This window comes from Winogradskyella schleiferi (assembly GCF_013394655.1).
In the GTDB taxonomy this organism is placed as follows: Bacteria; Bacteroidota; Bacteroidia; order Flavobacteriales; family Flavobacteriaceae; genus Winogradskyella; species Winogradskyella schleiferi.
Map to the genome: position 1 here is coordinate 1,819,258 of NZ_CP053351.1, position 22,400 is coordinate 1,841,657.

The following is a 22,400-nucleotide window of genomic DNA, read 5'->3' on the forward strand; positions in this document are numbered from 1 at the left end:
TGATATTTAAAGTACCTTTATCATCTAACATGATCCGTTTGCAATATGAAAAGAGCCGTTCATAAAATAAAAGCTGTACCCTTGAATTCGCAACATAGATTTGTGTCAAAATCATAAATAAATATATCATGACACACAAAAAACTATTTAAAACATCGGCAATTGTATCAGGGATCATCCTTGTATTGATGCTGATCTTAAGAAACGCGCAAAGCGAAATTTTTACAGTACTTTCAGGATCATTAGGCTTAGTGATCTTTTATACACTTTTATATTACCTTTTTCAAACTGAAAAAATAAAATTTGGAGCGACTAATCCAACCCTAAAATATCTTTTCTTCGGAATTAGCATTCCCTTATTAGTTTACGGCGTACAAGTAACTACAGGAACGGATGGGTTTTTTAAAAACATCATTAAAATTGCCTTATTTATTGAAATTGCATATTTAATTTTCTATTGGGTTTATAAATATCGAAGAGGTATTCAGCAATTAAAAAGTGATAAACTAGAAGCAGAATTAATGCTCTTAAAAAATCAAATAAATCCTCATTTTTTCTTTAACACCTTAAATAATTTATATTCCCTAATAAAGAAAGATGCTGATGCAGCACAAGACTACGTTTTAAAGCTATCTGATTTAATGCGATTTACTATTTACGATAGTGGTAAAGAAAGCGTAATGTTAAAAGATGAAGTTAGTTATTTAATTAATTTTATTGACTTACAAACGGCTAGATACCATAAAGAAATTGATCTTAACTTTGAAAAAACGATTAAGAATTCAGATGCTAGTGTAGCTCCTTTATTATTTATCAATTTATTAGAAAATGCTTTTAAACACGGAGTTGAAAAAGCAACTGATAATGTATTTGTTCATATAAAACTTATTGAAGATGATGCTAAAATAAGTTTTACTGTCAAAAATAATTATGATGCTGAAGATACTTCAGAAAATGAAGGCATTGGACTGAAAAACTTAAAAGATCGCTTAAATTTATTATATCCAAATAGTCATAAACTGTGTAATAGTATGGAAGAAAACATCTATACAACAACATTAGAAATAATTAAGTAATGATAAAATATATAATTGTAGACGATGAGACAGCCTCACATGATAATATTAAAGATTATGCAAGTAATCTGTCGTATTTATCCTTTCAAAAAAGTTGTTATAATGCTTTTGAAGCTCTTGACTATTTAAATAAACATTCTATTGACCTTATCTTTTTAGATATTAATATGCCTAAACTTTCTGGTTTAGAGTTTTTAAAAACACTTTCTAATCAGCCAAAGATAATCATTACCACAGCCTATGAAGAATTTGCTTTAGAAGGTTATGAGTTGAATATTGACGATTATTTATTAAAGCCATTTAATTTTAGCCGTTTTGTAAAATCTGTTAGTAAAATTTCTGATGCATTGGCTAATAAATCCATATCAATACAAAATTCTGAAAATAATGAAGACGCTAAAATATTTATAAAAGAAGATAAAAAATACTATCAGATTAAGCTTAATGACATTCTATTTATAGAAGCCTATGGAAATTATGTGAAAATTAATATGGTTGACAGAATAATCGTTTCACATCAAACCTTAACATCCTTTACTCATAATTTGCCTGTAAATCAATTTATAAGAGTACATAAATCTTTTATTATTTCAATAGATAAAATTGAATTGATTGAAGGCAATAGAATACTTATTCAGGATCATAAAATTCCAATAGGTAAAATGTATAAGCTTAATGTAAATCGATTAATAAAATAAAATTATTTAAAAACGTGCTACAACAAAGTACTGTGGTAAAAAACAAGTAAAATCTCATTAATTTTTCACTAAAGTACTTTTATATTCTGCATCATATATCAAGCCTGATTTTGCGATTGCAAAGGCCTGTTTTAGTAATTTATTACACACTGCGATTAATGCTAATTTTTTGCTCTTTCCTTTGGCCACAATTCGCTCGTAAAGATCTCGGCAAGCCTTGTTGTATTTACATGCATTAAAACTGCACATAAATAATAAATTTCTCAGTTTCTGGTTTCCTATTTTACTTATCCTCGGTCGGCCTTTTACACTACTTCCGCTTTGGCTAATTACTGGAGTCAGACCTGCGTAACTGCACAGCTCACTTGCGCTTGTAAAACGATCAAAACCTCCTGTTAAAAACACCAACATAATAGCTGTTTTTGGCCCAATACCTGGAATGGTCTTTAAACGTGTAAACAGATCCTGATGCGATTGTTTTACTAAAACCAAAAGCATTTCCTCTAAGGTTTTTATCTCTTTTGTCAGTTGCCTTAAGCTACGTTTTAAAGACGTTACAACAATCTTACTTGGATTGCCCAAAACAGCTTCACCGTGTATTTTGTTTTTTAGCATAGTACTTTGTTTTGTATACACAGAAAGGGTTCTGACGATTTGGAGACATTCTATCTCATTCTTGGAATTGCCTTTCCGAAGCTTTAATTCTACTTGCTCAGCATAAGCACATATAAGTTTGGAATCGCTCTTGTCCGTTTTGATCTTGGACAGCCTCATCTGGATAAATCGTTTTACAGACAATGGATTTTCTACAGATACATTTATACCATTTTCGAGTAAATAGTATGCTAACTGATAATGGTTATAACCTGTAGCTTCCTTCACACAATGGCTGTTCGAATTCAAGAGTTTTGCAAACTTCTTAAAGCCCGATAATTTGTTCTTGAACTGATGATAATTACCATCAGAGTCTGTAACATCAAAAACCAAATGACTGATGTCAATCCCAAAATATTTAATATCTTTATTCATAAGAAAATGTTTTTATGAAAGGACAATCTACGCGAGTTTCAACGACTTGAAATCGAGGTCCAAAAGGCCTCATAGTCCCGATAGTTATCGGGATGTACGAAATCTGTGTAGAAAAGAGAGGGGATTTTCAATGTTGACGAGATCTAAAGTCTCTGCGTGTATATTAACCTTATTCCTCTCTTTTGTCTTTTCTGATTTATGCTCTAATTTAATGAATTGTAAACTTAAGCCGTGTATAATTAATTGCTTTGGCAAGTGCTTATTTGGAAAATTCCTTCGGAATTTTCTCGCGTTCGTTTTTGTTTACTAAATTAGTTGCTTAAACACGCAACTAACCACACAAAACCGTTGTACAACATTAAAAAACGCTTCAAATTGAAAATTAAACTCTTGAATATAATACTGATTTCATCCATTGTGATGCTTAATTGTAAATCGCATAAAGAAATTAATAAACTCGCTTCTACATTAGAATGCACTAAACCTATTGAATTCATTTTTGACAAACAAAGTAATGCTGTTAAAATCGAAAAAGTAGGTCCAAGTATTGGCGAATCAAAAATTCCTAACTACGAACTTACATTTATTAGAGCTGTAAATGAATTGAATGAAAATATGAATACGGAATTAAAAGCGACTCAAACTCTTGGTTTCCCATCTGATTCTGTTCTTAAAGTAGAAGTTAGAATTGAGAAAATAATATGGGATTTTAGAACTACAGATGCGATAATGACTACTGAGCTGAATTTTAAATTTGAAGATAAAGAGATTAAAACAACTGGAACAAATACGACTTATGTTCACGGTACTAAAAAAGGGAATCTTCGTAAAAGTCTTAAAAGTGGAATTTATGAATTCTTGAATATATATTGTGATTAATAACGTTGTACAACACCGTATAAAATTATTTGCTAGTTTCTAGCCTACTTACGAATCCCGATAGCTATCGGGACTCGCGGATTTTGAACTGCACCCAAAAAGTTAGACACTATTCGGTTTGTATTTGCTAAATTAGGTGCTTACACGCAAAAACACTATGAGCGTCACAATGTATGGTATTGATTATTCCAAAAAAATATAATTCAACTATTCCACTAATTCCCTACATTTGCACTCTCTTAAAAAAAGAGGAATTAAGTTTAATTAAAAAGATTCCCGCGTTCGCGGGAAATAGATATGAAAGCAGGAATCGTAGGATTACCAAACGTAGGAAAGTCAACCTTATTTAACTGTTTATCCAATGCTAAAGCGCAAAGTGCCAACTTTCCGTTTTGTACTATAGAACCTAATATTGGAGTGGTCAATGTACCAGATCCAAGATTGCAGAAATTAGAGGAATTGGTAAAACCAGAACGTGTGATGCCAGCAACGGTAGAGATTGTGGATATTGCAGGTTTGGTAAAAGGCGCTTCTAAAGGTGAAGGTTTAGGAAATCAATTCTTGGCTAATATTAGGGAAACCGATGCTATTTTGCATGTGTTGCGTTGTTTTGATAATGAGAACATTGTACATGTTGATGGTTCTATAAACCCTATTAGAGATAAGGAAACTATTGATATGGAATTGCAGCTTAAAGATTTGGAAACGACTGAAAAGAAGTTAGACAAAGTTAAGCGTGCTGCCAAAACCGGTAATAAGGAAGCACAGAAAGAGGAAGCCATTCTTTTAAAAATAAAAGAAAACTTAGAGGCAGGGATTTCGGTAAGAGCTTTGGAATTTTCAGAAGAAGATTATGAAGATTATGTAAAACCATCGCAGTTTATTACGGACAAACCAGTTATGTATGTTTGTAATGTCGATGAAGGTGCGGCAACAACTGGAAATGACTATGTAGAAAAAGTGCGTGACGCTGTTAAAGACGAAAACGCAGAAGTGTTGGTTTTGGCAGTTGGTACAGAAGCCGATATCAATGAATTGGATGATTACGAAGAGCGCCAAATGTTCTTGGCAGATATTGGATTGGAGGAACCAGGCTCGGCAAAATTAATCAGATCAGCTTATAAGTTATTAAACCAACAAACCTATTTTACCGCAGGCGTTAAAGAAGTAAGAGCATGGACAGTAAATGTTGGTGCCACAGGACCTCAAGCGGCAGGCGTAATTCATACTGATTTTGAAAAAGGATTTATTAGAGCAGAGGTTATTGCTTACGATGATTACGTGCAATATGGAAGCGAAGCCAAAGTAAAAGAAGCTGGAAAAATGCGAGTAGAAGGGAAGAACTATGTAGTTAAGGATGGTGATGTGATGCATTTCTTGTTTAATGTGTAAATAGAATCAATACCGCGTTGCAAATAGAATCAAGAATCAAGAATAAAGACACACGCTTTAATTGCGAGTTGTCACACTGAGCGCTGTCGAAGTGACGAAGGAGGTGGCAATCTCATATTTAAAATAAAATGCCAAAAATCGTAATCAAAACCCTAATCAAGGCAGATATAAAAACCTGTTTTGATTTAGCACGTAATATCGATTTCCACCAAGCGTCTTTAATTCATTCTAAAGAAAAAGCTATTGCAGGTAAAACGTCAGGATTAATAGGACTGAATGAAACGGTGACTTGGGAAGCGACTCATTTTGGTATTAAGCAAAAACTTACCTCAAAGATTACTGAATTTGAATCTCCAACTTATTTTGTTGACGAAATGGTATCAGGTGCGTTCAAGTCATTTAAGCATGAACATATTTTTAAGAATCAGAATGATCAAACCTTAATGGTTGATATATTTCATTTTCAGTCGCCTTTTGGAATTTTGGGACGATTCGTAAATTTTCTTTTTCTTGAACGGTACATGAAAAAGTTACTGACCGTAAGAAACGACTACTTACGACTTAAAGCTGAGGAAATCACCACACTTGAACATCGTAATTCCTAAAAATTTCAATCTATTTTAAAACGAATCTGCTTATTTTCACAACATGAAATCGAAGCCAACGTTCGTTTACGGGATTTTAATAGGCATTTTAGGCATTGTCTTATTTTCTTCAAAAGCCGTAATGGTAAAATTAGCGTATCGCTACGAAATTGATGCAATTAGTATTTTGTTGTTAAGAATGTTGTTTGCGTTTCCATTTTATATAGCCATAGCTTATTTCTACAGAAACGAAGAGAAAGACACAACGCAACCTAAGGATTATCTATGGTTGGTGTTTTTTGGGTTCGTTGGTTATTATTTGGCGAGCTATTTTGATTTTGTGGGTTTAACATTTATCAAAGCGAGTTTAGAACGCATTATTCTTTTTATTTATCCAACCATTGTGTTAGTGTTCAATAAATGGTTTCTTAAAAAACCGATAACTGCCGTACAGAAATTAGCTATATTGATAACCTACATTGGAATTCTTATCACATTTGGTAGTGAAGTGTCAATCTCTGGTAATAAAGCATTTTTAGGCGGCTTTTTTGTGTTGCTTAGTGCTATAACTTATGCCTCGTACTTAGTGGGAAGCGGCTGGTTAATTCCTAAATTCGGCGTCATGCGATTTACAGCTTATGCCATGTTGGTATCTTGTGTCTGCGTATTTATTCATTTCGGAATGGTTGCAAAAAACGATATTTTCAATTTTCCTTGGCAGGTTTATATGTTAGGCTTGGCCATTGCGGTTTTTGCTACTGTAATTCCTTCATTTTTGGTGTCAATGTCCATCAAATTAATCAATTCTTCAAATTTCGCCGTTATAGCAGGTATTGGTCCGATTTCTACCATTGTTCTGGCAGTAATTTTTTTAAATGAAAGTCTTACGATGCTTCAGGTTTTAGGAACTTTAATTGTTATTTCAGGAATTCTATTGGTTTCAAAAAGTAAGAAACAATAGTCTTAAAACACGTAGTGTCCTGTTGAAATTTTCAATATTTCTTTAAGATTTTGTTTTGTTGGGTTTTAAGTATATTGAACTTAAGATGCTTTAATATTTTTACAATTCATGAAGAACAAAAATTGAATAATGATTTTAATCCTGTTTTTCAGCCAGTTAAAACTTGGTCTATGCTCTTGATTCTATAAGCGACTTGTGCTGAACTTGTTTCAGTAAGCGATTTATCGTCTTTTATAAAACAACATTGTTAAAACGTATAATTCAAACTTAGCGCTTGGTAAGTGTCTCCAAAACGTGTTCTGCCCATAACAGGAGTCAGTCCTAAATTCATCTCATCTTTTCGCTTATGTAATTCAGGAATGTAATAACCAGCCAGAGCACCTAACCCATAGCCCAAGAGTACATCAGTTAAAAAGTGTTCTCCAGCTTGTAGTCTTAAATAACCAACGGCTGCTGGCAAAATAGCAGCGCCTGCCCAAACATAAGGAATGCCAGCAGAATCCGGATTAAAATCTTGAAATGCCTTCGCCGAAAAAAATGTTGCTGTTGCCGTTGCAGCCACATGACCTGAATAAAAAGAACGTTGCCCATTTTTGGAAAGTCTCCTAAAGTCTGAGTTTTCAGTATTATAAACATAAGGTCTGGATCTATTGGCCAATCCTGCTGTTATAGTATACAATGCACCAGTTGTCGCCATACTTTCTAGATAAATGCCGAGAACTTGAGCCGTATGGTCATTCACTTCATCATCGAATAAAAGTGCAAAAGGGGCTGCAAAAGATAGTGCAAAAGGAATATCACTTATGCTTCTTGCATTGTCTGAATTATTTCCTGCGACCCAACGGTCTATAAAATTAATATCATCTTGTTTTTCCATCACGCTTTGCAATTCGGCTGGAGTAAGATCGTCTTTGTTTCTAATAAGGGATAGTCCATAGTAACTGGCTCCTAATCCAGCTGCTGTCCAAATACCATCGCGTTTCCATTTCCACTCGTATGGCGATGTGGATTTTTGCTGTGCTAAACTCGGTAGGTTCAATAAAGTTATAAAAAGAGAGGCAATTATAATTTTCATGTATATTTTTTTGGCAAAATTATCGATTAGGTAGAATAATAAGTGTCCAAAAGCGATAGATATTAACGCTTTTACACTGTTTAGGGTTTTAAGGCAGTTATTAAGTGCTATTGTTAATTACTTTGTTCAAAGCATATTTCATTTTTTAAGCTATAGTCTTATATTAGCCTTTCAGCAATAATCTCATCTATTTTTATGTCAGAACAGTCTAACTATACCGAAGATAATATACGTTCACTCGATTGGAAAGAACACATCCGAATGCGACCAGGAATGTATATCGGGAAATTAGGTGATGGATCTTCTCCAGATGATGGCATTTATATTCTTTTAAAAGAAGTTCTGGATAACTCTATTGATGAATACGTCATGGGAGCTGGCAAGACCATTGAAATCTCTGTACATGGCGAACGGGTTATTGTTCGGGATTACGGTCGTGGAATTCCTCTGGGAAAAGTGGTCGATGTCGTATCCAAGATGAATACAGGCGGAAAGTACGACTCCAAAGCCTTTAAAAAATCGGTAGGTTTAAATGGTGTGGGTACAAAGGCAGTCAATGCCTTGTCCTCGTATTTTAGAGTGGAATCTACAAGAGATAATAAATCGGCTTCAGCTGAATTTGAACAAGGAAATCTTACCAATGAAGAGTTATTGGATGACACATCTCGACGAAAAGGAACCAAGGTGTCTTTTGTTCCAGATGAAGTCATTTTCAAAAATTATAAGTATAGAAACGAATACATCGTTAAAATGCTTAAAAATTATGTCTATTTAAATCCAGGATTAACCATAGTTTTTAATGGCGAAAAATATTTTAGTGAAAATGGTTTAAAGGATTTATTATCTGAAAATATCAATGAATCCGATATGCTGTATCCCATTATACATCTTAAAGGTGATGATATTGAAGTTGCCATTACGCATAGTAAAACACAATATAGCGAAGAATACCATTCCTTTGTCAATGGTCAAAACACCACTCAGGGCGGAACGCATTTAGCCGCTTTCAGGGAATCTTTGGTTAAGACGATTCGGGAATTTTATGGTAAAAACTATGATGCTTCTGATGTAAGAAAATCGGTCGTTTCTGCCATTGCCATCAAAGTTATGGAACCTGTCTTTGAAAGTCAGACCAAAACCAAATTAGGTTCAACGGATATGGGAGGCGATTTGCCGACGGTAAGAACTTATATTAATGATTTTGTAAAAAAATATCTTGACAATTTTTTACATAAAAATCCAGATACAGCAGAAAAAATCCAACGGAAAATTCTTCAAGCCGAACGTGAACGTAAAGAATTATCAGGCATACGAAAATTAGCAAAAGACAGAGCCAAGAAAGCCAGTCTTCACAATAAGAAACTGCGCGACTGCCGAGTGCATTTTGGCGATACTAAAAATGAACGTTACTTAGATACTACTTTGTTTATTACTGAGGGAGATTCAGCTTCCGGTAGTATCACAAAGTCTCGGGATGTCAATACACAAGCTGTTTTTAGTTTAAAAGGAAAGCCTTTGAATTGTTATGGTTTAAGTAAAAAGATTGTTTATGAAAATGAAGAATTCAATCTGCTTCAAGCCGCTTTAAATATTGAAGAATCCCTTGAAGATTTACGATATAACAATGTCGTTATTGCCACAGATGCTGATGTTGATGGTATGCATATTCGATTATTGTTGATTACATTTTTTCTACAATTCTTTCCGGAGGTGATTAAAGAAGGGCATTTATATATTCTGCAGACACCTTTATTTAGGGTCCGAAATAAAAAGGAGACCATTTATTGTTATTCTGAAGAGGAACGCAGAGAGGCTTTGGAAAAACTAAAGCCAAAACCCGAAATTACCCGATTCAAAGGTTTAGGTGAGATTTCGCCTGATGAATTTGTGCATTTTATTGGGGAAGATATGCGTTTGGATCCTGTGATGTTAGATAAGGACATGTCCATTGAGGAGTTATTGTCTTTCTATATGGGAAAAAATACACCGACACGTCAAGAGTTTATTATTGACAATCTTAAAGTTGAATTAGATGTGGTTGAAGAATCCATATGAGAACAGATAACAGAAATATCAAGAGCACCATAATTTCTATTTATTTTTTATTGGTGGTAGCGGCTATTTTGTTGACAACGGTATTCAAATCGTTTCGAATTTTCGAGGGGAGTTCATTGTATGTAATTATTGGCTTGGCACTTGCAGTTGTTGCTGTTCATTTTGTGGCCAGATATTTTGAATATGATAGTGATGGTTCAAAACTGGTGATAACCAATAGTGGTTTAATACTGACGGATTATCTCAATTATAGAGAAGAAAAAGTTGAAATAGATAAACATAATTTAGTCGGTTTTAAAATCCGCAAATTATTGGTATATAAAATTTTGATCGTTACCATTAAAAACAGCGAGGGAAAACTTTCCAAAAAGCGATTTAATATCACCCTTTTAAAGCGGAAAAAATTAAGGTACGTCAAGCAATCTTTAAGAAAGATTATAAAAGAAAATAAATAAGCATACATGGCAGAAGAACATGAGGAGTTGTTAAATGAAGATAGTGGTAATCAGGAAACGATAACCAAGGTTACCGGAATGTACAAAGAATGGTTCTTGGATTACGCCTCTTATGTAATCTTGGAACGTGCTGTACCAGCCATTGAAGACGGTTTTAAACCTGTGCAACGTCGGATTATGCATTCCATAAAAGATTTGGATGATGGACGCTACAATAAAGTAGCAAACATTGTTGGTCACACTATGCAATATCATCCGCATGGTGATGCAAGTATTGCAGATGCGATGGTTCAAATCGGTCAGAAAGATTTGTTGATAGATACCCAAGGAAACTGGGGAAATATATTAACAGGCGATCGTGCTGCTGCATCGCGTTATATTGAAGCACGACTTTCAAAATTTGCTTTAGATGTTGTTTATAATCCAAAAATTACGGAATGGCAAGCATCTTATGATGGCAGGCGAAAAGAACCTATAAATTTACCAGTGATGTTTCCTTTGCTTTTGGCACAAGGCGGCGAAGGAATTGCTGTTGGTTTATCCACAAAAATATTACCTCATAATTTTATTGAACTAATTGACGCTTCCGTAAAACACCTTAAAGGGAAGCGTTTTACAATTTTACCGGATTTCCCAACCGCTGGAATAGCAGACTTTACCAACTATAATGATGGCATGCGCGGCGGAAAGGTTAGGGTTCGTGCAAAAATTGCGCAACAAGATAAAAACACCTTGGCAATTACTGAAATTCCTTTTGGAACAACGACGTCTTCACTTATAGATTCGATCTTAAAGGCAAATGATAAAGGTAAAATTAAGATCAAGAAAATTGAAGATAATACAGCTGCTGAAGTTGAGATTTTAATTCATTTACCTTCAGGATTATCGCCAGACAAAACCATTGATGCACTTTACGCATTTACCAATTGTGAAACCTCCATTTCGCCACTAGGTTGTGTTATTGAAGACAACAAGCCATATTTTGTTGGTGTTACAGAGATGTTACGTCGTTCCACCGATAATACAGTTCAGCTTTTAAAGCAAGAATTGGAAATAAGATTGGGAGAATTTCACGAACAATGGCATTTTGCATCCTTGGAACGTATCTTCATTGAAAAACGCATCTATCGCGATATTGAGGAAGAAGAAACTTGGGAAGGTGTGATCAATGCTATTGACAAAGGGCTTCAACCACATATCACACATTTGAAACGCGCCATTACAGTTGAAGACATTACACGTTTGACAGAAATTAGAATTAAGCGTATTTCCAAATTCGATATTGATAAAGCACAACAAAAAATAGATGCTTTAGAAGATCAAATTGCTGAAGTAAAACATCACTTAGCGCATCTAATCGACTATGCTATAGCGTATTTTGAAAGACTTAAAATAGAATACGGAGAAGGTAAGGAGCGCAAAACTGAAATACGAATTTTTGAAGATGTTGATGCTACAAAAGTGGTCATTAGAAACACGAAGCTTTACGTTAACAGAGCTGAAGGTTTTGTGGGCACATCTTTAAAACGTGATGAATACGTTTGTGATTGTAGTGATATCGATGACATCATTGTATTTACAAAAGAAGGTAAAATGATGGTTTCTAAAGTGGATTCTAAAATCTTTGTTGGGAAAAATATTATCCATGTCGCTGTATTTAAGAAAAAAGATAAGCGTACCATTTATAACATGATTTATCGCGACGGTAAAAAAGGACCATCATATGTAAAACGTTTTGCAGTAACCAGTATGACTAGGGATCGTGAATATGATTTAGCCAATGGAAACAAAGGTTCTGAGGTTTGGTATTTTTCGGCCAATCCAAATGGAGAGGCTGAAGTCGTTACTATTATGTTGCGCCAGGTAGGTAGTATCAAAAAATTAAAGTGGGATCTGGACTTTTCAGATATTCTTATAAAAGGGAGGTCTTCAAAAGGTAATCGTGTTACTAAGCATGCCATTAAACGTGTGGAGTTAAAAGAAAAAGGAGTTTCAACCTTAAAGCCTCGGAAAATTTGGTTCGATGATGCTGTTCAGCGACTTAATGTTGATGAAAGAGGTGAGTTGATAGGTGAGTTTAGAGGCGAAGACAGGCTTCTTATTATTAATCAATCTGGAATGGCAAAAACCATTATTCCAGAATTGACCACCCATTTTGACAGTGATATGATTGTCTTGGAAAAATGGATTCCTAAAAAACCTATTTCTGCCATCTATTACGATGGCGAAAAAGAGCGTTACTACGTCAAGCGTTTTTTAATAGAACAAGAAGGTAAAGAAGAGTATTTTATCTCGGACCATGCCGATTCGCAATTGGAAATTGTTTCTACAGATTGGCGACCAATGGCAGAGGTTGAATTCAAAAAAGAACGAGGTAAGGATCGTAAAGATAATATGGAAGTTAATCTTGAAGAATTCATTTCAGTAAAAGGGATTAATGCGCTTGGAAATCAATTGACTAAAGAAAAAATTAATCAAGTAAGTTTGTTGGCTTCCTTACCTTATGAAGCACCCGAAGAAATACACGCTGATGATTTAGAAGTAGTGGATGAAGAAACAGTTAAAAATTCAAATGAAAAGGATTCAGATTCTGAAAAAAAAACGCCAACTAAAGCTTCTGAAAATAAAAGCGATGATGATGATTTAGATATTGATGATAAAGGTCAAGTCACCTTATTTTAAAAGTTGGGTTTAATCTGTTTTGTATTGAAATCTTTAATACGTGCATCTATAATGGCTTGCTTATCGTCTGCATTTAGAAGGTTGGATTTAAGCAAATCATTGAATAGTGTGGTAAATTGATTAGCGCCTTTATAGTTTAAATGATGCAAATCCAAATAATACTTATTAGGAAATTGCATAGCATCGAAATCCAATAAATCAACATCATTGAATCTGGTGTGCTTCACATTTTGATATATGGCTTCATTGCTCAAGTCTGCATATAATGGATGCTGAGGGCTTCTTATAAGAAAAACACGCACATTATTTTCTCTACAAAACTCAATCATTTTTCTTAAATAATTAAGATTGGTTTCAGAAAGCGTATGACTTTTGGATATGGAAGAATTAAAATTATTCTTGGCAATCAATTCATCAACTTTGCTATGTTTTGAGCCCAAAAAGCCGCCAATGTCATCTATCAAATCAAAATTGCCTCCAAGTATGCGGTACAAATGTTTGCGGGTAGCTATTGAATAACTAGCGAGAAGATCGGTAGAATTGTGCTCGAATAATAGATTAAAATCTTCAAAATCCATATAGGGACTGTAGTATGGAAGGTAATAAGACATTTTCTCATATCCCCAAGTCCAGTCGTCCATAACACTATCGACATGGTTATTGGCAAATTCTATGAATACCTTTTTTATGTAACCGTTCGCTTTTACAACTTTTTTTAATTTTTGGTAGTTGTAAAAATACGATTCGCCAGAAGCTGATAGATTAATGCTATTGTGAAGAATAGAATCATTTATAGAGCACTGCGAATGTGAATGACCGAGTACTAATGTTGATATATCTTTACTAATGTCAAAACGCGATTGGGTTTTTACTATATAATTAGAACCTATTACTATGGCTATTACCACTAATATAGCTAAAACTGAAAAGATGATTATTTTTTTGATAAAACCCTTCATACTAAAACTGGAAATAAATGAATTCTTGTTCCTTGCCAATAAATAAGAATATTAAACATACAATGCCCAAATAAAAAGCCATTCTTATGTTTCTATTCCAATGTAGTCCTAATTTCTCTATACCATATTGGGACTCTCTTCCTAGCCACTCTATCAGCAATAGAAAACCTATGAGTATTAAGACCTCAATAGCATGTGTTCTATTTTCGAACTCTGGTATTGAAAATAAGCTTTTCGAGAAAATACCAATTAAATATTCTATAGCATGATTGACGGAATCTGCCCTGAAAAACACCCAAGCGAGAACAGTCAACAAAAAAGTGGAGCCAATGTTTATAATGTCCTTTATCGAAGGTAAGAATCGGCCTTCTGCGACAGCCCCAATATTTGATCTGTTCTTTTTTGCTAATAATAGCGGTAGAAAATAAATGGCATTCAAAGCTCCCCAAACAATAAAAGTCCAATTGGAACCATGCCAAAACCCACTCACAATAAATATTATAAACGTGTTGCGAACTTTCATGGCTGTACCACCTTTACTTCCTCCTAAAGGAATATAGAGGTAGTCTCTAAACCAGGTCGATAATGATATGTGCCAACGTCTCCAAAATTCAGCAATGTCCCTCGAAAAATAAGGAAAAGCGAAATTTTGTTTTAAGTCAAATCCAAATAATCGAGATGTTCCGATAGCGATATCCGAATAACCAGAAAAATCCCCATAAATCTGGAATGTAAAGAATAAAGCGCCCAGTAATAGCCCGCTTCCGCCATATTCAGTGTGGTTATTAAAAAATTCATTTGCAAATTCGGCACAGTTATCGGCAATAACCACCTTTTTGAACATGCCCCAAAGGATCTGACGCAATCCGTCTACAGCCTTACTGTATTCAAATTTGCGCTTAGTATAAAATTGAGGTAATAAGTTTGTGGCGCGTTCAATCGGTCCAGCAACTAACTGAGGGAAGAAACTAACAAAAGCAGAAAATGCTATAAAATTCTTGGTAGGAGTCAATTTTTCCCTGTACACATCTATGGTATAACTTAAAGTTTGAAATGTATAGAAGCTTATTCCAACTGGTAATATAATTTTTAATGAACTGGCCTGTAATTCGGTTCCAAAAAATGTGAATGCCGTAATTAAATTGTCTAAAAAGAAGTTGTAATATTTGAAAAACCCAAGGAATCCAAGGTTTACGAGGATACTAACCCATAAAAGAAGTTTACGCTTTTTATGGCTGCCACCCTTTGAAAGTGCAACTCCAATGGAGTAATCTACGATGGTGCTGAAAATGATAAGCGACAAAAAGCGCCAATCCCACCAACCGTAAAACACATAACTTGCCACTACGATGAGCAAGTTCTGAAGCTTTAGATTCTTTTGGCAAAAAAACCAATACAAAATAAAAACAACAGGTAGGAATACTGCAAAGTCTATTGAATTAAATAGCATTAACTGAGAGTTTTATAGATTTGGGTCCTTTTTAAAAAACAGGTTAATTTTGTCGAAATATAGTGAAACCCAAATTGCGTAACCTAAAAAAACTCATATTTTTAGTTAAGTGGAATAAATTAACGTTCTACCGCCTTAATCTTGCTATTAAATCGGTTTTTATGTTTTTTGCTTTTTAATGGCTTTAAAATTTAGAAACTCTACAAAAAGTGAAAATGCTATAGCAAAATACAAGTATCCTTTTGGTATAGCGCCAACGGTTTTACCAAAGAATTCTGTTTCTGATAAGTGAGCCGCTTCTGTAATAAGCATAAAGCCAATAAGAATTAAAAATGCTAAGCCTAAAATCTGAATACTTGGATGTTTTTCTATAAATTTTCTAATTGGGTTCGCAAAACCAATCATAATTCCAATAGAGATCATAACTGCAATAATCATTAAAACTAAGGTGTAGTTGTGGTTTGGATGCAGTCCATTGGTCATTCCTACCGCAGTTAGAATAGAGTCTATTGAAAAAATAAAATCGATAATAATTATTTGTACAATAGCGTTGCTGAGTGATTTTATGCGTTTGGACTTAACTTGGTCTTCGTCATGAGAGGGATGTTCTACTTTTTCTCGAATCTCAGAGGTACTTTTATAGATCAAAAATAAACCACCTGCAAATAATATAATGGCCTGCCAGCTAATGCCTATCGATAGCCAGCTCGTATTAATTGTATAAAAAGGTTCGCTTAGTCCAACCAGGAAAGATACAAAGAACAGCAGAATGATACGTTGTAACATTGCAAGCAAAAGTCCAATATTAGTGGCTTTGCTGCGTTGATGCTCTGGTAGCTTGTTAGCTGCAATAGAAATGAAAACGATATTGTCTATACCCAATATAATCTCTAAAAAGGTTAATGTGATCAATGCCATTATGGCTTCGGAAGTGAGAAGAAAATCGAGCATGGTTAATAGTCAATTAAATAGTTAAGCGTTTACTTGTCAAAAAAAATAGTTGGTCTAACTAATAATTTTTGCGATAGACATTATAAAATTAAATGATTAATTAGGTCATTTATACTCTATATAATTAATTTTTTAGCGCAATAACTATTTGTAATTTTTGAAACTGTAAATTTTCAGTCTTTAAAGACTTAATTTATTTTAAACGCTACGCCTTTTTCAACGTTCAAGGGTTTGTTTGGTCGTTTTACGGCAAGCTTATATTCAAATGTGTATGAGTCTTCTGTTGTAGACAATATTTTCATGTGAATAGCATCTTTTTCAGAGTTACTTGTGGGTTGCAATTTTTTAAGCACGAATTCACAATCGTTTATCCATCGAACAGAGGAAGAATCTGCTTCTCCTTCCCGGTAATCGATATTAAATTTCTCGGTGCGTTTAAAACGTGAAGTTTGCTCAATGCCATCAATGGTATAAGTAAACTCAAAAGTTCCTGTCTTAAAATCGGTACAGTTGCGCTCTATAGAGTAACAGTTTGTTAATAATACCAATAATAGAAGTGCTGAAAATACTTTCATTTTAGTCTTTTAGCAAAGGTAATCAACTCGTTTAAACTTTTGTGTTGAAATGTAAATTAAGGTGTGTAACTTTTAAATGTGCCGTCTTTGTAAAAGATGACTATTTTATCGATTTCTGAATCGGTATTGCTATGGGAATTCGAAACGCCAATAGGAAGCTTTGCATTTGCGCTAGCTTTTGGAAGATTGGAATTAGGTGATTCTGAAATTTTTTGTTTGCTCGGAAAATTGCCTTTGCCATTCATCAGCCAATATAATTCTACTTCTGGATAGGCGTGTAGCACCTTCATTACAAAGTCTAAACTTGGCTTATTCCTGCCCGACAAAATATGTGAAATACTTGAGCGTTGCACACCAATTTTTTCGGCAAAACTTGAAGCGGTTTCACCGTAGAAATCAATGACTTTTTGTAGTCGGTCTGTAAATTCAGCAGAGTTTATCATTGTAAACTTACGATTTCAGTATTTAACGTTACAAATGTAACGAATAGTATTTGTATTTTTATCAAAGATTGTTCGTTTTAAATTTTAGTATTAAACATATACTTTAATATATCTATTTAAGAGACTGATAATATGATTTATATACTATAAATATATTTTCAATTCTATTATTTGTATTATGTGATTGAAACCTACTTATGAACGAAACACTATTTGTTTAATATTGTAACTATTTTGTGAGTTTACACTGTTTACAAATGTAAATTTTCAAATGATTACATTTGTAACCACTAAAAAAGTCTTATGAATTTAGAGTTGTTAAATACTATATTTCCTGCTGTAAAGAATCCTGAATTATTTGGTCGATATATAACAAATTCCCACATTGAAAAGTGCTTGGAAAAATTACCGCATTCGAGAATTTCAACGCTCGGATATTCGGTTGAAAAACGACCAATATATAGTTTGACATATGGCCATGGACCAATCAACATCTTATTATGGTCACAAATGCATGGCAACGAATCCACATCGACAAAAGCCCTTTTTGATTGTTTTAATCTGTTTGAAACCGAGCACAAACTGTCAAAAGATATTTTAGAGCGTTGTACTTTGGTTGTTATTCCAATATTAAATCCAGATGGTGCAGAAAAATATTCACGCTTAAATGCCAATCTGGTTGATTTAAATAGGGATGCGCAAGACTTGTCGCAACCAGAAAGTAGATTATTACGACAAGTTTATAAGGACTTTAAACCTGATTTTTGTTTTAATCTTCATGGACAACGCACCATTTTTAGTGCTGGAGAAACCAATAATGTAGCTACACTTTCGTTTTTGTCGCCTTCACAAGATGAAGCGCGCTCTATAACTACGAACAGGAAAACCGCCATGTCTATTATCGTAGAGATCAATAATTTATTACAACCCGAAATTCCAAACGGTATTGGTCGCTATGATGATGGTTTCAATCTTAATTGTGTTGGAGATACCTTTCAGAATTTTGGTGTGCCAACTATTTTATATGAAGCGGGTCATTATGCTAATGATTATGCAAGGGAAGCCGTAAGACGTTTAATGTTCATTGCAATTTTAAAAGGTCTCGATGTTATAACTAACGGCGTCAGGAATGAGAACTATGATACTTATTTTAACATTCCTGAAAATGCAAAGTGTTTTTATGATATCATTATACGAAATGCTAAGCAAGACAATATGGAGAATGAGCTTGTTGATATCGCGATTCAATTTAAAGAAACACTGATTAATAGCAAATTACATTTTGTGCCGATTGTTGAAGCTATTGAAAAATTGAAGAATAAATTTGGTCATAAAGAAATCGATGCAAAAGGTAAATTGTTAAAAACTGAAGAAAATTCTGATTTAATAATAGGTGGCGAAATCGATTTCGTATTATTGAATAATGAGAAAATATCACTAAAACCTTAAAATAATTCAAATATAATATAGAATTCCTAAATTAAATGTTCTATTTTTGTCTTTACTTTAAAGATTGTATAAAATATGGCTAAATTTAAATTAGACGAAGTTGACCACCAAATACTCGATATGCTTATCGATAATACTAGAATTCCATTTACCGATATTGCAAAGAAATTATTGATTTCTGCTGGTACAGTCCATGTTCGCGTAAAGAAAATGGAAGAAGCAGGTATTATAAAAGGTTCTTCATTGACATTAGATTATCAAAAACTCGATTATTCGTTTATTGCTTATGTTGGCGTTTACCTCCAGAATACATCACAAACAAAATTTGTTCTAGAGCGCATTTACGATATTCCTTATGTAACTGTTGCACATATTACCACAGGAAAATTTAATATTTTCTGTAAAATTAGAGCAAAGAATACCATGCATGCTAAAGAGATTATTTTCATGTTAGATGATATTGATGGCGTTTATAGAACTGAAACCATGATTTCCTTGGAAGAAAGTCTGAATGATAAAAAACGTTTGATGCATACTATTTTTAATGAATTAGATTAAATAAAACAATATTCCTAAAAGCCCTATGATATTTAGACATAGGGCTTTTTTTTTACGTTTATGTTATGAACTCGAATCCCATTGAAGCAAAAGAATACCATTCTTACTATAAAACCTATCTGGAAAAGGCAAATACAGATGGACCTATTGTTGAAGGATTAAAGGAAAATTTAAATGTCTTAGTATCGTTTTTTTCTGATATTCCGGAAGAAAAACAAAATTATGCCTATGCTGAAGGAAAGTGGACAGTGAAGGATATTTTACTTCATATCATAGATACAGAACGCATTTTTGCTTATAGAGCTTTACGAATTGCTAGGCGAGATAAAAGTCCAATGGTGGGTTTTGAACAAGATGATTATGTGGCGAATGGATATGCAGTTAAACGAACCTTAGAAAATCTTATTGAAGAATACAAAGCTGTACGACAAGCAACAATTGCATTATTTAATAGTTTCGAAGCTTCCACCTTGCTTCAAATAGGAGAGGCTAGTGGTGCCGCTTTTTCAGTAAGAGTGCTTGGTTATATCACTATTGGTCATGAGAACCATCATATTCAAATTATTAAGGAACGTTATATCTAACTCCCATAATATTCAAAAGCTTTAAGTATAAGCGCATTGCTGACTACACAGTCTAATTTTGGTTTACCTATAGCTTCAAGCAACACAAAGTTTACAACGCCATGACTGTTCTTTTTGTCGTATTGTAATAAATCTATAATGACTTTTTGGTCTTGTTCGGTTATTTCTACTTTAGAGAACGTTTTCAAAATACCTGTATGGATTATGTCTAATTCCTCTTGGCTCAGACCACATATTTTGGTAGATAAATAAGTTTCTAATAGCATTCCAATCGCAATCGCTTCGCCATGAAGGAGAGGCGTCTTATCTGCATTTTCTAAGAAATGACTTTCTATGGCATGACCTAGAGTATGTCCGAAATTCAATATTTTTCTTAAACCTTGTTCCTCAGGATCTTCTGTTACCACTTTATTCTTAATAATGACAGAATCATAAATTAAACGGTCCAAATCCGAAATGTCTAAATTTTCTAGGTGCGTTAAAATATTCCAATATTCCTTATTGTAGATTAAGCCGTGTTTTAGCATTTCAGCAAAGCCAGAAACCATTTCGTTTTGCGGAAGTGTATCTAAAAAAGAGGTGTCAATACCCACTATTTTGCCTTCGTTAATAACGCCAATCTGATTTTTCAAGGCTCCTAAATCAACCCCTGTTTTCCCACCTACGGAAGCATCAACCATAGCTAACAGTGAAGTTGGGATATTTATATAGGGAATGCCACGCATATAAGTACTAGCTACAAATCCGCCTAAATCCGTGACAACACCGCCACCTAAATTGATTAATAAACTCTTTCGATCTGCGTTATATTCTGATAGTGCTTCCCAGACTCCTGTGCAAATATCTATGCTTTTATGCTCTTCGCCATTTGGTATTTCCATGACTTCAACAGCTATATCTCCAGATTCAACACGTTCTAAGAATTTAGGCAAACAATAATCATGCGTATTGGTATCTACAAGAATAAATATCTTAGAGGGTTTTGTAGTTTTCAAATAGTTATTCAGAGCTGAATAGACTTCAGAATTAAAATAAACAGTGGCATTTTTTGTCGAAATGGAATCCATTATATATAATCTTAATTGATGCTGTGAAAATACTTCCTTTTTTGAAAATACTACAATCAGAATAAATATATTTGCATATATTATTTAGCCTATGATAGATCGCTCACTCTTTGAGAACACAGGTACGGCTTTTACTTTAAAGTCTGATTCTGAGCTCGAACGTGCTTATTTTTTATTTAAAATGATTTCGTCGGAACCCTTGGTTCGTATAGGAACTGCGGCCACTAATTTTGCGTTGAAAGCACATTTACCTGTAGAGAAATTGATACGTGCAACCGTATTTGACCATTTTTGTGGTGGTGTTAACGAGGAAGATTGTTTACCTGTAATTGATAAATTATATACCGAAGGTGTAAGTTCAGTTTTGGATTATTCGGTTGAAGGCAAAGCTGAAGAAAATCAATTTGATAACGCATTAGAAAAGATCTTAAAAATTATTCGTTTCTGCGATGATAGGGAAGCAATGCCAATTGTGGTTTTTAAACCTTCAGGTTTTGGGCGATTTAAATTGTATCAAAAAAAGACCGAAGGCGTTACCTTGACATCTGAAGAAATGGCTGAATGGAATAGAATTGAGAATCGATTTGATGCCGTTTGTAAGTTCGCTAAAGAAAAAGATGTAGAAGTCCTTATTGACGGCGAAGAAAGTTGGATGCAAGATGCTGCTGATGATTTGGTGGAGGAAATGATGCGTCGTTATAACAAGGATGTCACCATAGTCTATAATACGCTGCAGCTATACCGTTGGGATCGTTTAGATTATTTAAAACAATTACATCAACGCGCTAAATCGGAAGGATTTAAAATTGGAATGAAAATCGTTCGTGGCGCTTATATGGAAAAGGAGCGCGAAAGAGCGTTAGAAAAGGGTTATGATTCACCAATTTGCGAAAACAAGAAAGCTACGGATGATAATTTTAATGAAACCTTAAATTATATTCTTAAAAATTTAAATACCATTTCAGTTTTTATTGGTACGCATAATGAAGCCAGTTGTTATTTGGCCATGGAACTTATGGAAACCCATAATATTTCTAAACAAGATAATAATGTGTGGTTTGGACAACTTTACGGAATGAGCGATCATATAAGTTTCAATTTGGCTGCCCAAGGTTATAATGTAGCTAAGTATATTCCGTTCGGACCTGTTAAAGATGTCATGCCTTATCTCATTAGAAGGGCAGAGGAGAATACATCTGTTTCAGGACAAACGACTAGAGAATTATCTTTATTAAAGGCAGAGAGACGACGACGGAAATTATAGTTAACTGACTATTATATCTAAAGTATTATTTAGACCATTGATTTAAACATGATTATTGTATTTTTGAAAGTACATTATTAAAAGCTCATAAAATAATCACAAAGGAAACCCTAATAAAAACATTTTTTATTAGGGTTCTCTATATCATAAAACTTATACTTAACTCAATGGTGCATAAAAAAAAGTACAATGCGAAATTGATCTACAAGGTTTA

At 33.8% G+C, this 22,400-nt stretch carries 21 protein-coding genes; 13 read left to right on the top strand and 8 right to left on the bottom strand.

The features are described from left to right. The first annotated feature begins 128 nt into the window (after positions 1-128). Positions 129-1,076: a sensor histidine kinase gene (locus tag HM990_RS07845; protein ID WP_178988396.1), complete on the top strand. Its 948-nt coding sequence runs from the start codon at positions 129-131 to the stop codon at positions 1,074-1,076. After that, positions 1,076-1,774 carry a LytR/AlgR family response regulator transcription factor gene (locus tag HM990_RS07850; RefSeq protein ID WP_178988397.1) on the top strand — a complete coding sequence of 233 codons (699 nt, stop codon included), beginning with the start codon at positions 1,076-1,078 and terminating at the stop codon, positions 1,772-1,774. Before HM990_RS07845 ends, HM990_RS07850 begins: the two co-directional genes overlap by 1 nt. A 57-nt stretch (positions 1,775-1,831) precedes the next feature. On the opposite strand, the gene HM990_RS07855 is transcribed toward HM990_RS07850, so the two are convergent. Further along, positions 1,832-2,803, bottom strand: coding sequence for an IS110 family RNA-guided transposase (locus HM990_RS07855; RefSeq protein ID WP_178988398.1), 972 nt, complete (start codon positions 2,801-2,803; stop codon positions 1,832-1,834). A 375-nt stretch (positions 2,804-3,178) separates the two neighbouring features. On the opposite strand from HM990_RS07855, the gene HM990_RS07860 reads away from it, so the two are divergent. From HM990_RS07860 to HM990_RS07875, 4 genes are all read left to right on the top strand, one after another. After that, positions 3,179-3,682: a hypothetical protein gene (locus tag HM990_RS07860; RefSeq protein ID WP_178988399.1), complete on the top strand. Its 504-nt coding sequence runs from the start codon at positions 3,179-3,181 to the stop codon at positions 3,680-3,682. A gap of 297 nt (positions 3,683-3,979) precedes the next feature. After that, positions 3,980-5,074, top strand: coding sequence for a redox-regulated ATPase YchF (gene ychF, locus HM990_RS07865; RefSeq protein WP_178988400.1), 1,095 nt, complete (start codon positions 3,980-3,982; stop codon positions 5,072-5,074). A gap of 128 nt (positions 5,075-5,202) precedes the next feature. Continuing rightward, positions 5,203-5,679: an SRPBCC family protein gene (locus HM990_RS07870; RefSeq protein ID WP_178988401.1), complete on the top strand. Its 477-nt coding sequence runs from the start codon at positions 5,203-5,205 to the stop codon at positions 5,677-5,679. Between the two features lie 43 nt (positions 5,680-5,722). After that, complete coding sequence (locus HM990_RS07875; protein WP_178988402.1) at positions 5,723-6,619, top strand: DMT family transporter; 897 nt, start codon at positions 5,723-5,725, stop codon at positions 6,617-6,619. Between the two features lie 247 nt (positions 6,620-6,866). On the opposite strand, the gene HM990_RS07880 is transcribed toward HM990_RS07875, so the two are convergent. Beyond that, positions 6,867-7,694, bottom strand: a complete 828-nt coding sequence (locus HM990_RS07880; protein ID WP_178988403.1) for a phosphatase PAP2 family protein — start codon at positions 7,692-7,694, stop codon at positions 6,867-6,869. A gap of 195 nt (positions 7,695-7,889) precedes the next feature. On the opposite strand from HM990_RS07880, the gene HM990_RS07885 reads away from it, so the two are divergent. The 3 genes from HM990_RS07885 to HM990_RS07895 are packed head-to-tail and all read left to right on the top strand — an operon-like array spanning position 7,890 to position 12,886. After that, entirely contained in the window at positions 7,890-9,749 is a 1,860-nt protein-coding gene (locus tag HM990_RS07885) for a DNA topoisomerase IV subunit B (protein WP_178988404.1), read from the top strand. Next, positions 9,746-10,204 (top strand): hypothetical protein, encoded by a 459-nt coding sequence (locus tag HM990_RS07890; RefSeq protein ID WP_178988405.1) that lies wholly within the window; start codon positions 9,746-9,748, stop codon positions 10,202-10,204. The genes HM990_RS07885 and HM990_RS07890 overlap by 4 nt, the downstream gene beginning before the upstream one ends. 6 nt (positions 10,205-10,210) lie before the next feature. After that, positions 10,211-12,886: a DNA gyrase/topoisomerase IV subunit A gene (locus HM990_RS07895; protein WP_178988406.1), complete on the top strand. Its 2,676-nt coding sequence runs from the start codon at positions 10,211-10,213 to the stop codon at positions 12,884-12,886. Here the strand turns inward: HM990_RS07895 and HM990_RS07900 are convergent. From HM990_RS07900 to HM990_RS07920, 5 genes are all read right to left on the bottom strand, one after another. Next, a complete protein-coding gene (locus tag HM990_RS07900) occupies positions 12,883-13,845 on the bottom strand; it encodes a hypothetical protein (RefSeq protein ID WP_178988407.1) in 963 nt (320 codons plus the stop codon). The genes HM990_RS07895 and HM990_RS07900 overlap by 4 nt on opposite strands. Before the next feature lies 1 nt (position 13,846). Continuing rightward, a complete protein-coding gene (locus tag HM990_RS07905) occupies positions 13,847-15,295 on the bottom strand; it encodes an MBOAT family O-acyltransferase (RefSeq protein ID WP_178988408.1) in 1,449 nt (482 codons plus the stop codon). 159 nt (positions 15,296-15,454) lie between these two features. Then, positions 15,455-16,246 carry a TerC family protein gene (locus HM990_RS07910; protein WP_178988409.1) on the bottom strand — a complete coding sequence of 264 codons (792 nt, stop codon included), beginning with the start codon at positions 16,244-16,246 and terminating at the stop codon, positions 15,455-15,457. 188 nt (positions 16,247-16,434) lie between these two features. Next, positions 16,435-16,821 (bottom strand): hypothetical protein, encoded by a 387-nt coding sequence (locus tag HM990_RS07915; protein ID WP_178988410.1) that lies wholly within the window; start codon positions 16,819-16,821, stop codon positions 16,435-16,437. A 56-nt stretch (positions 16,822-16,877) separates the two neighbouring features. After that, positions 16,878-17,264, bottom strand: coding sequence for a helix-turn-helix domain-containing protein (locus tag HM990_RS07920; protein ID WP_178988411.1), 387 nt, complete (start codon positions 17,262-17,264; stop codon positions 16,878-16,880). A gap of 303 nt (positions 17,265-17,567) precedes the next feature. Between HM990_RS07920 and HM990_RS07925 the strand changes: the two genes are divergently transcribed. The 3 genes from HM990_RS07925 (at position 17,568) to HM990_RS07935 (ending at position 19,855) form a co-directional block, all read left to right on the top strand. Beyond that, positions 17,568-18,713: a M14 family metallopeptidase gene (locus HM990_RS07925; RefSeq protein ID WP_178988412.1), complete on the top strand. Its 1,146-nt coding sequence runs from the start codon at positions 17,568-17,570 to the stop codon at positions 18,711-18,713. Positions 18,714-18,788: 75 nt separating this feature from the next. Then, on the top strand, positions 18,789-19,271 hold the full coding sequence (locus tag HM990_RS07930) for an Lrp/AsnC family transcriptional regulator (RefSeq protein WP_178988413.1): 483 nt from the start codon (positions 18,789-18,791) through the stop codon (positions 19,269-19,271). Positions 19,272-19,336: 65 nt separating this feature from the next. Further along, positions 19,337-19,855, top strand: coding sequence for a DinB family protein (locus HM990_RS07935; RefSeq protein WP_178988414.1), 519 nt, complete (start codon positions 19,337-19,339; stop codon positions 19,853-19,855). Here the strand turns inward: HM990_RS07935 and aroB are convergent. Next, on the bottom strand, positions 19,852-20,922 hold the full coding sequence (aroB, locus tag HM990_RS07940) for a 3-dehydroquinate synthase (RefSeq protein WP_178988415.1): 1,071 nt from the start codon (positions 20,920-20,922) through the stop codon (positions 19,852-19,854). The genes HM990_RS07935 and aroB overlap by 4 nt on opposite strands. Positions 20,923-21,013: 91 nt before the next feature. Here aroB and HM990_RS07945 point away from each other — a divergent pair, with 91 nt between their 5' ends. Then, positions 21,014-22,186 carry a proline dehydrogenase family protein gene (locus tag HM990_RS07945; protein WP_178988416.1) on the top strand — a complete coding sequence of 391 codons (1,173 nt, stop codon included), beginning with the start codon at positions 21,014-21,016 and terminating at the stop codon, positions 22,184-22,186. The last annotated feature ends 214 nt before the right edge of the window (positions 22,187-22,400 follow it).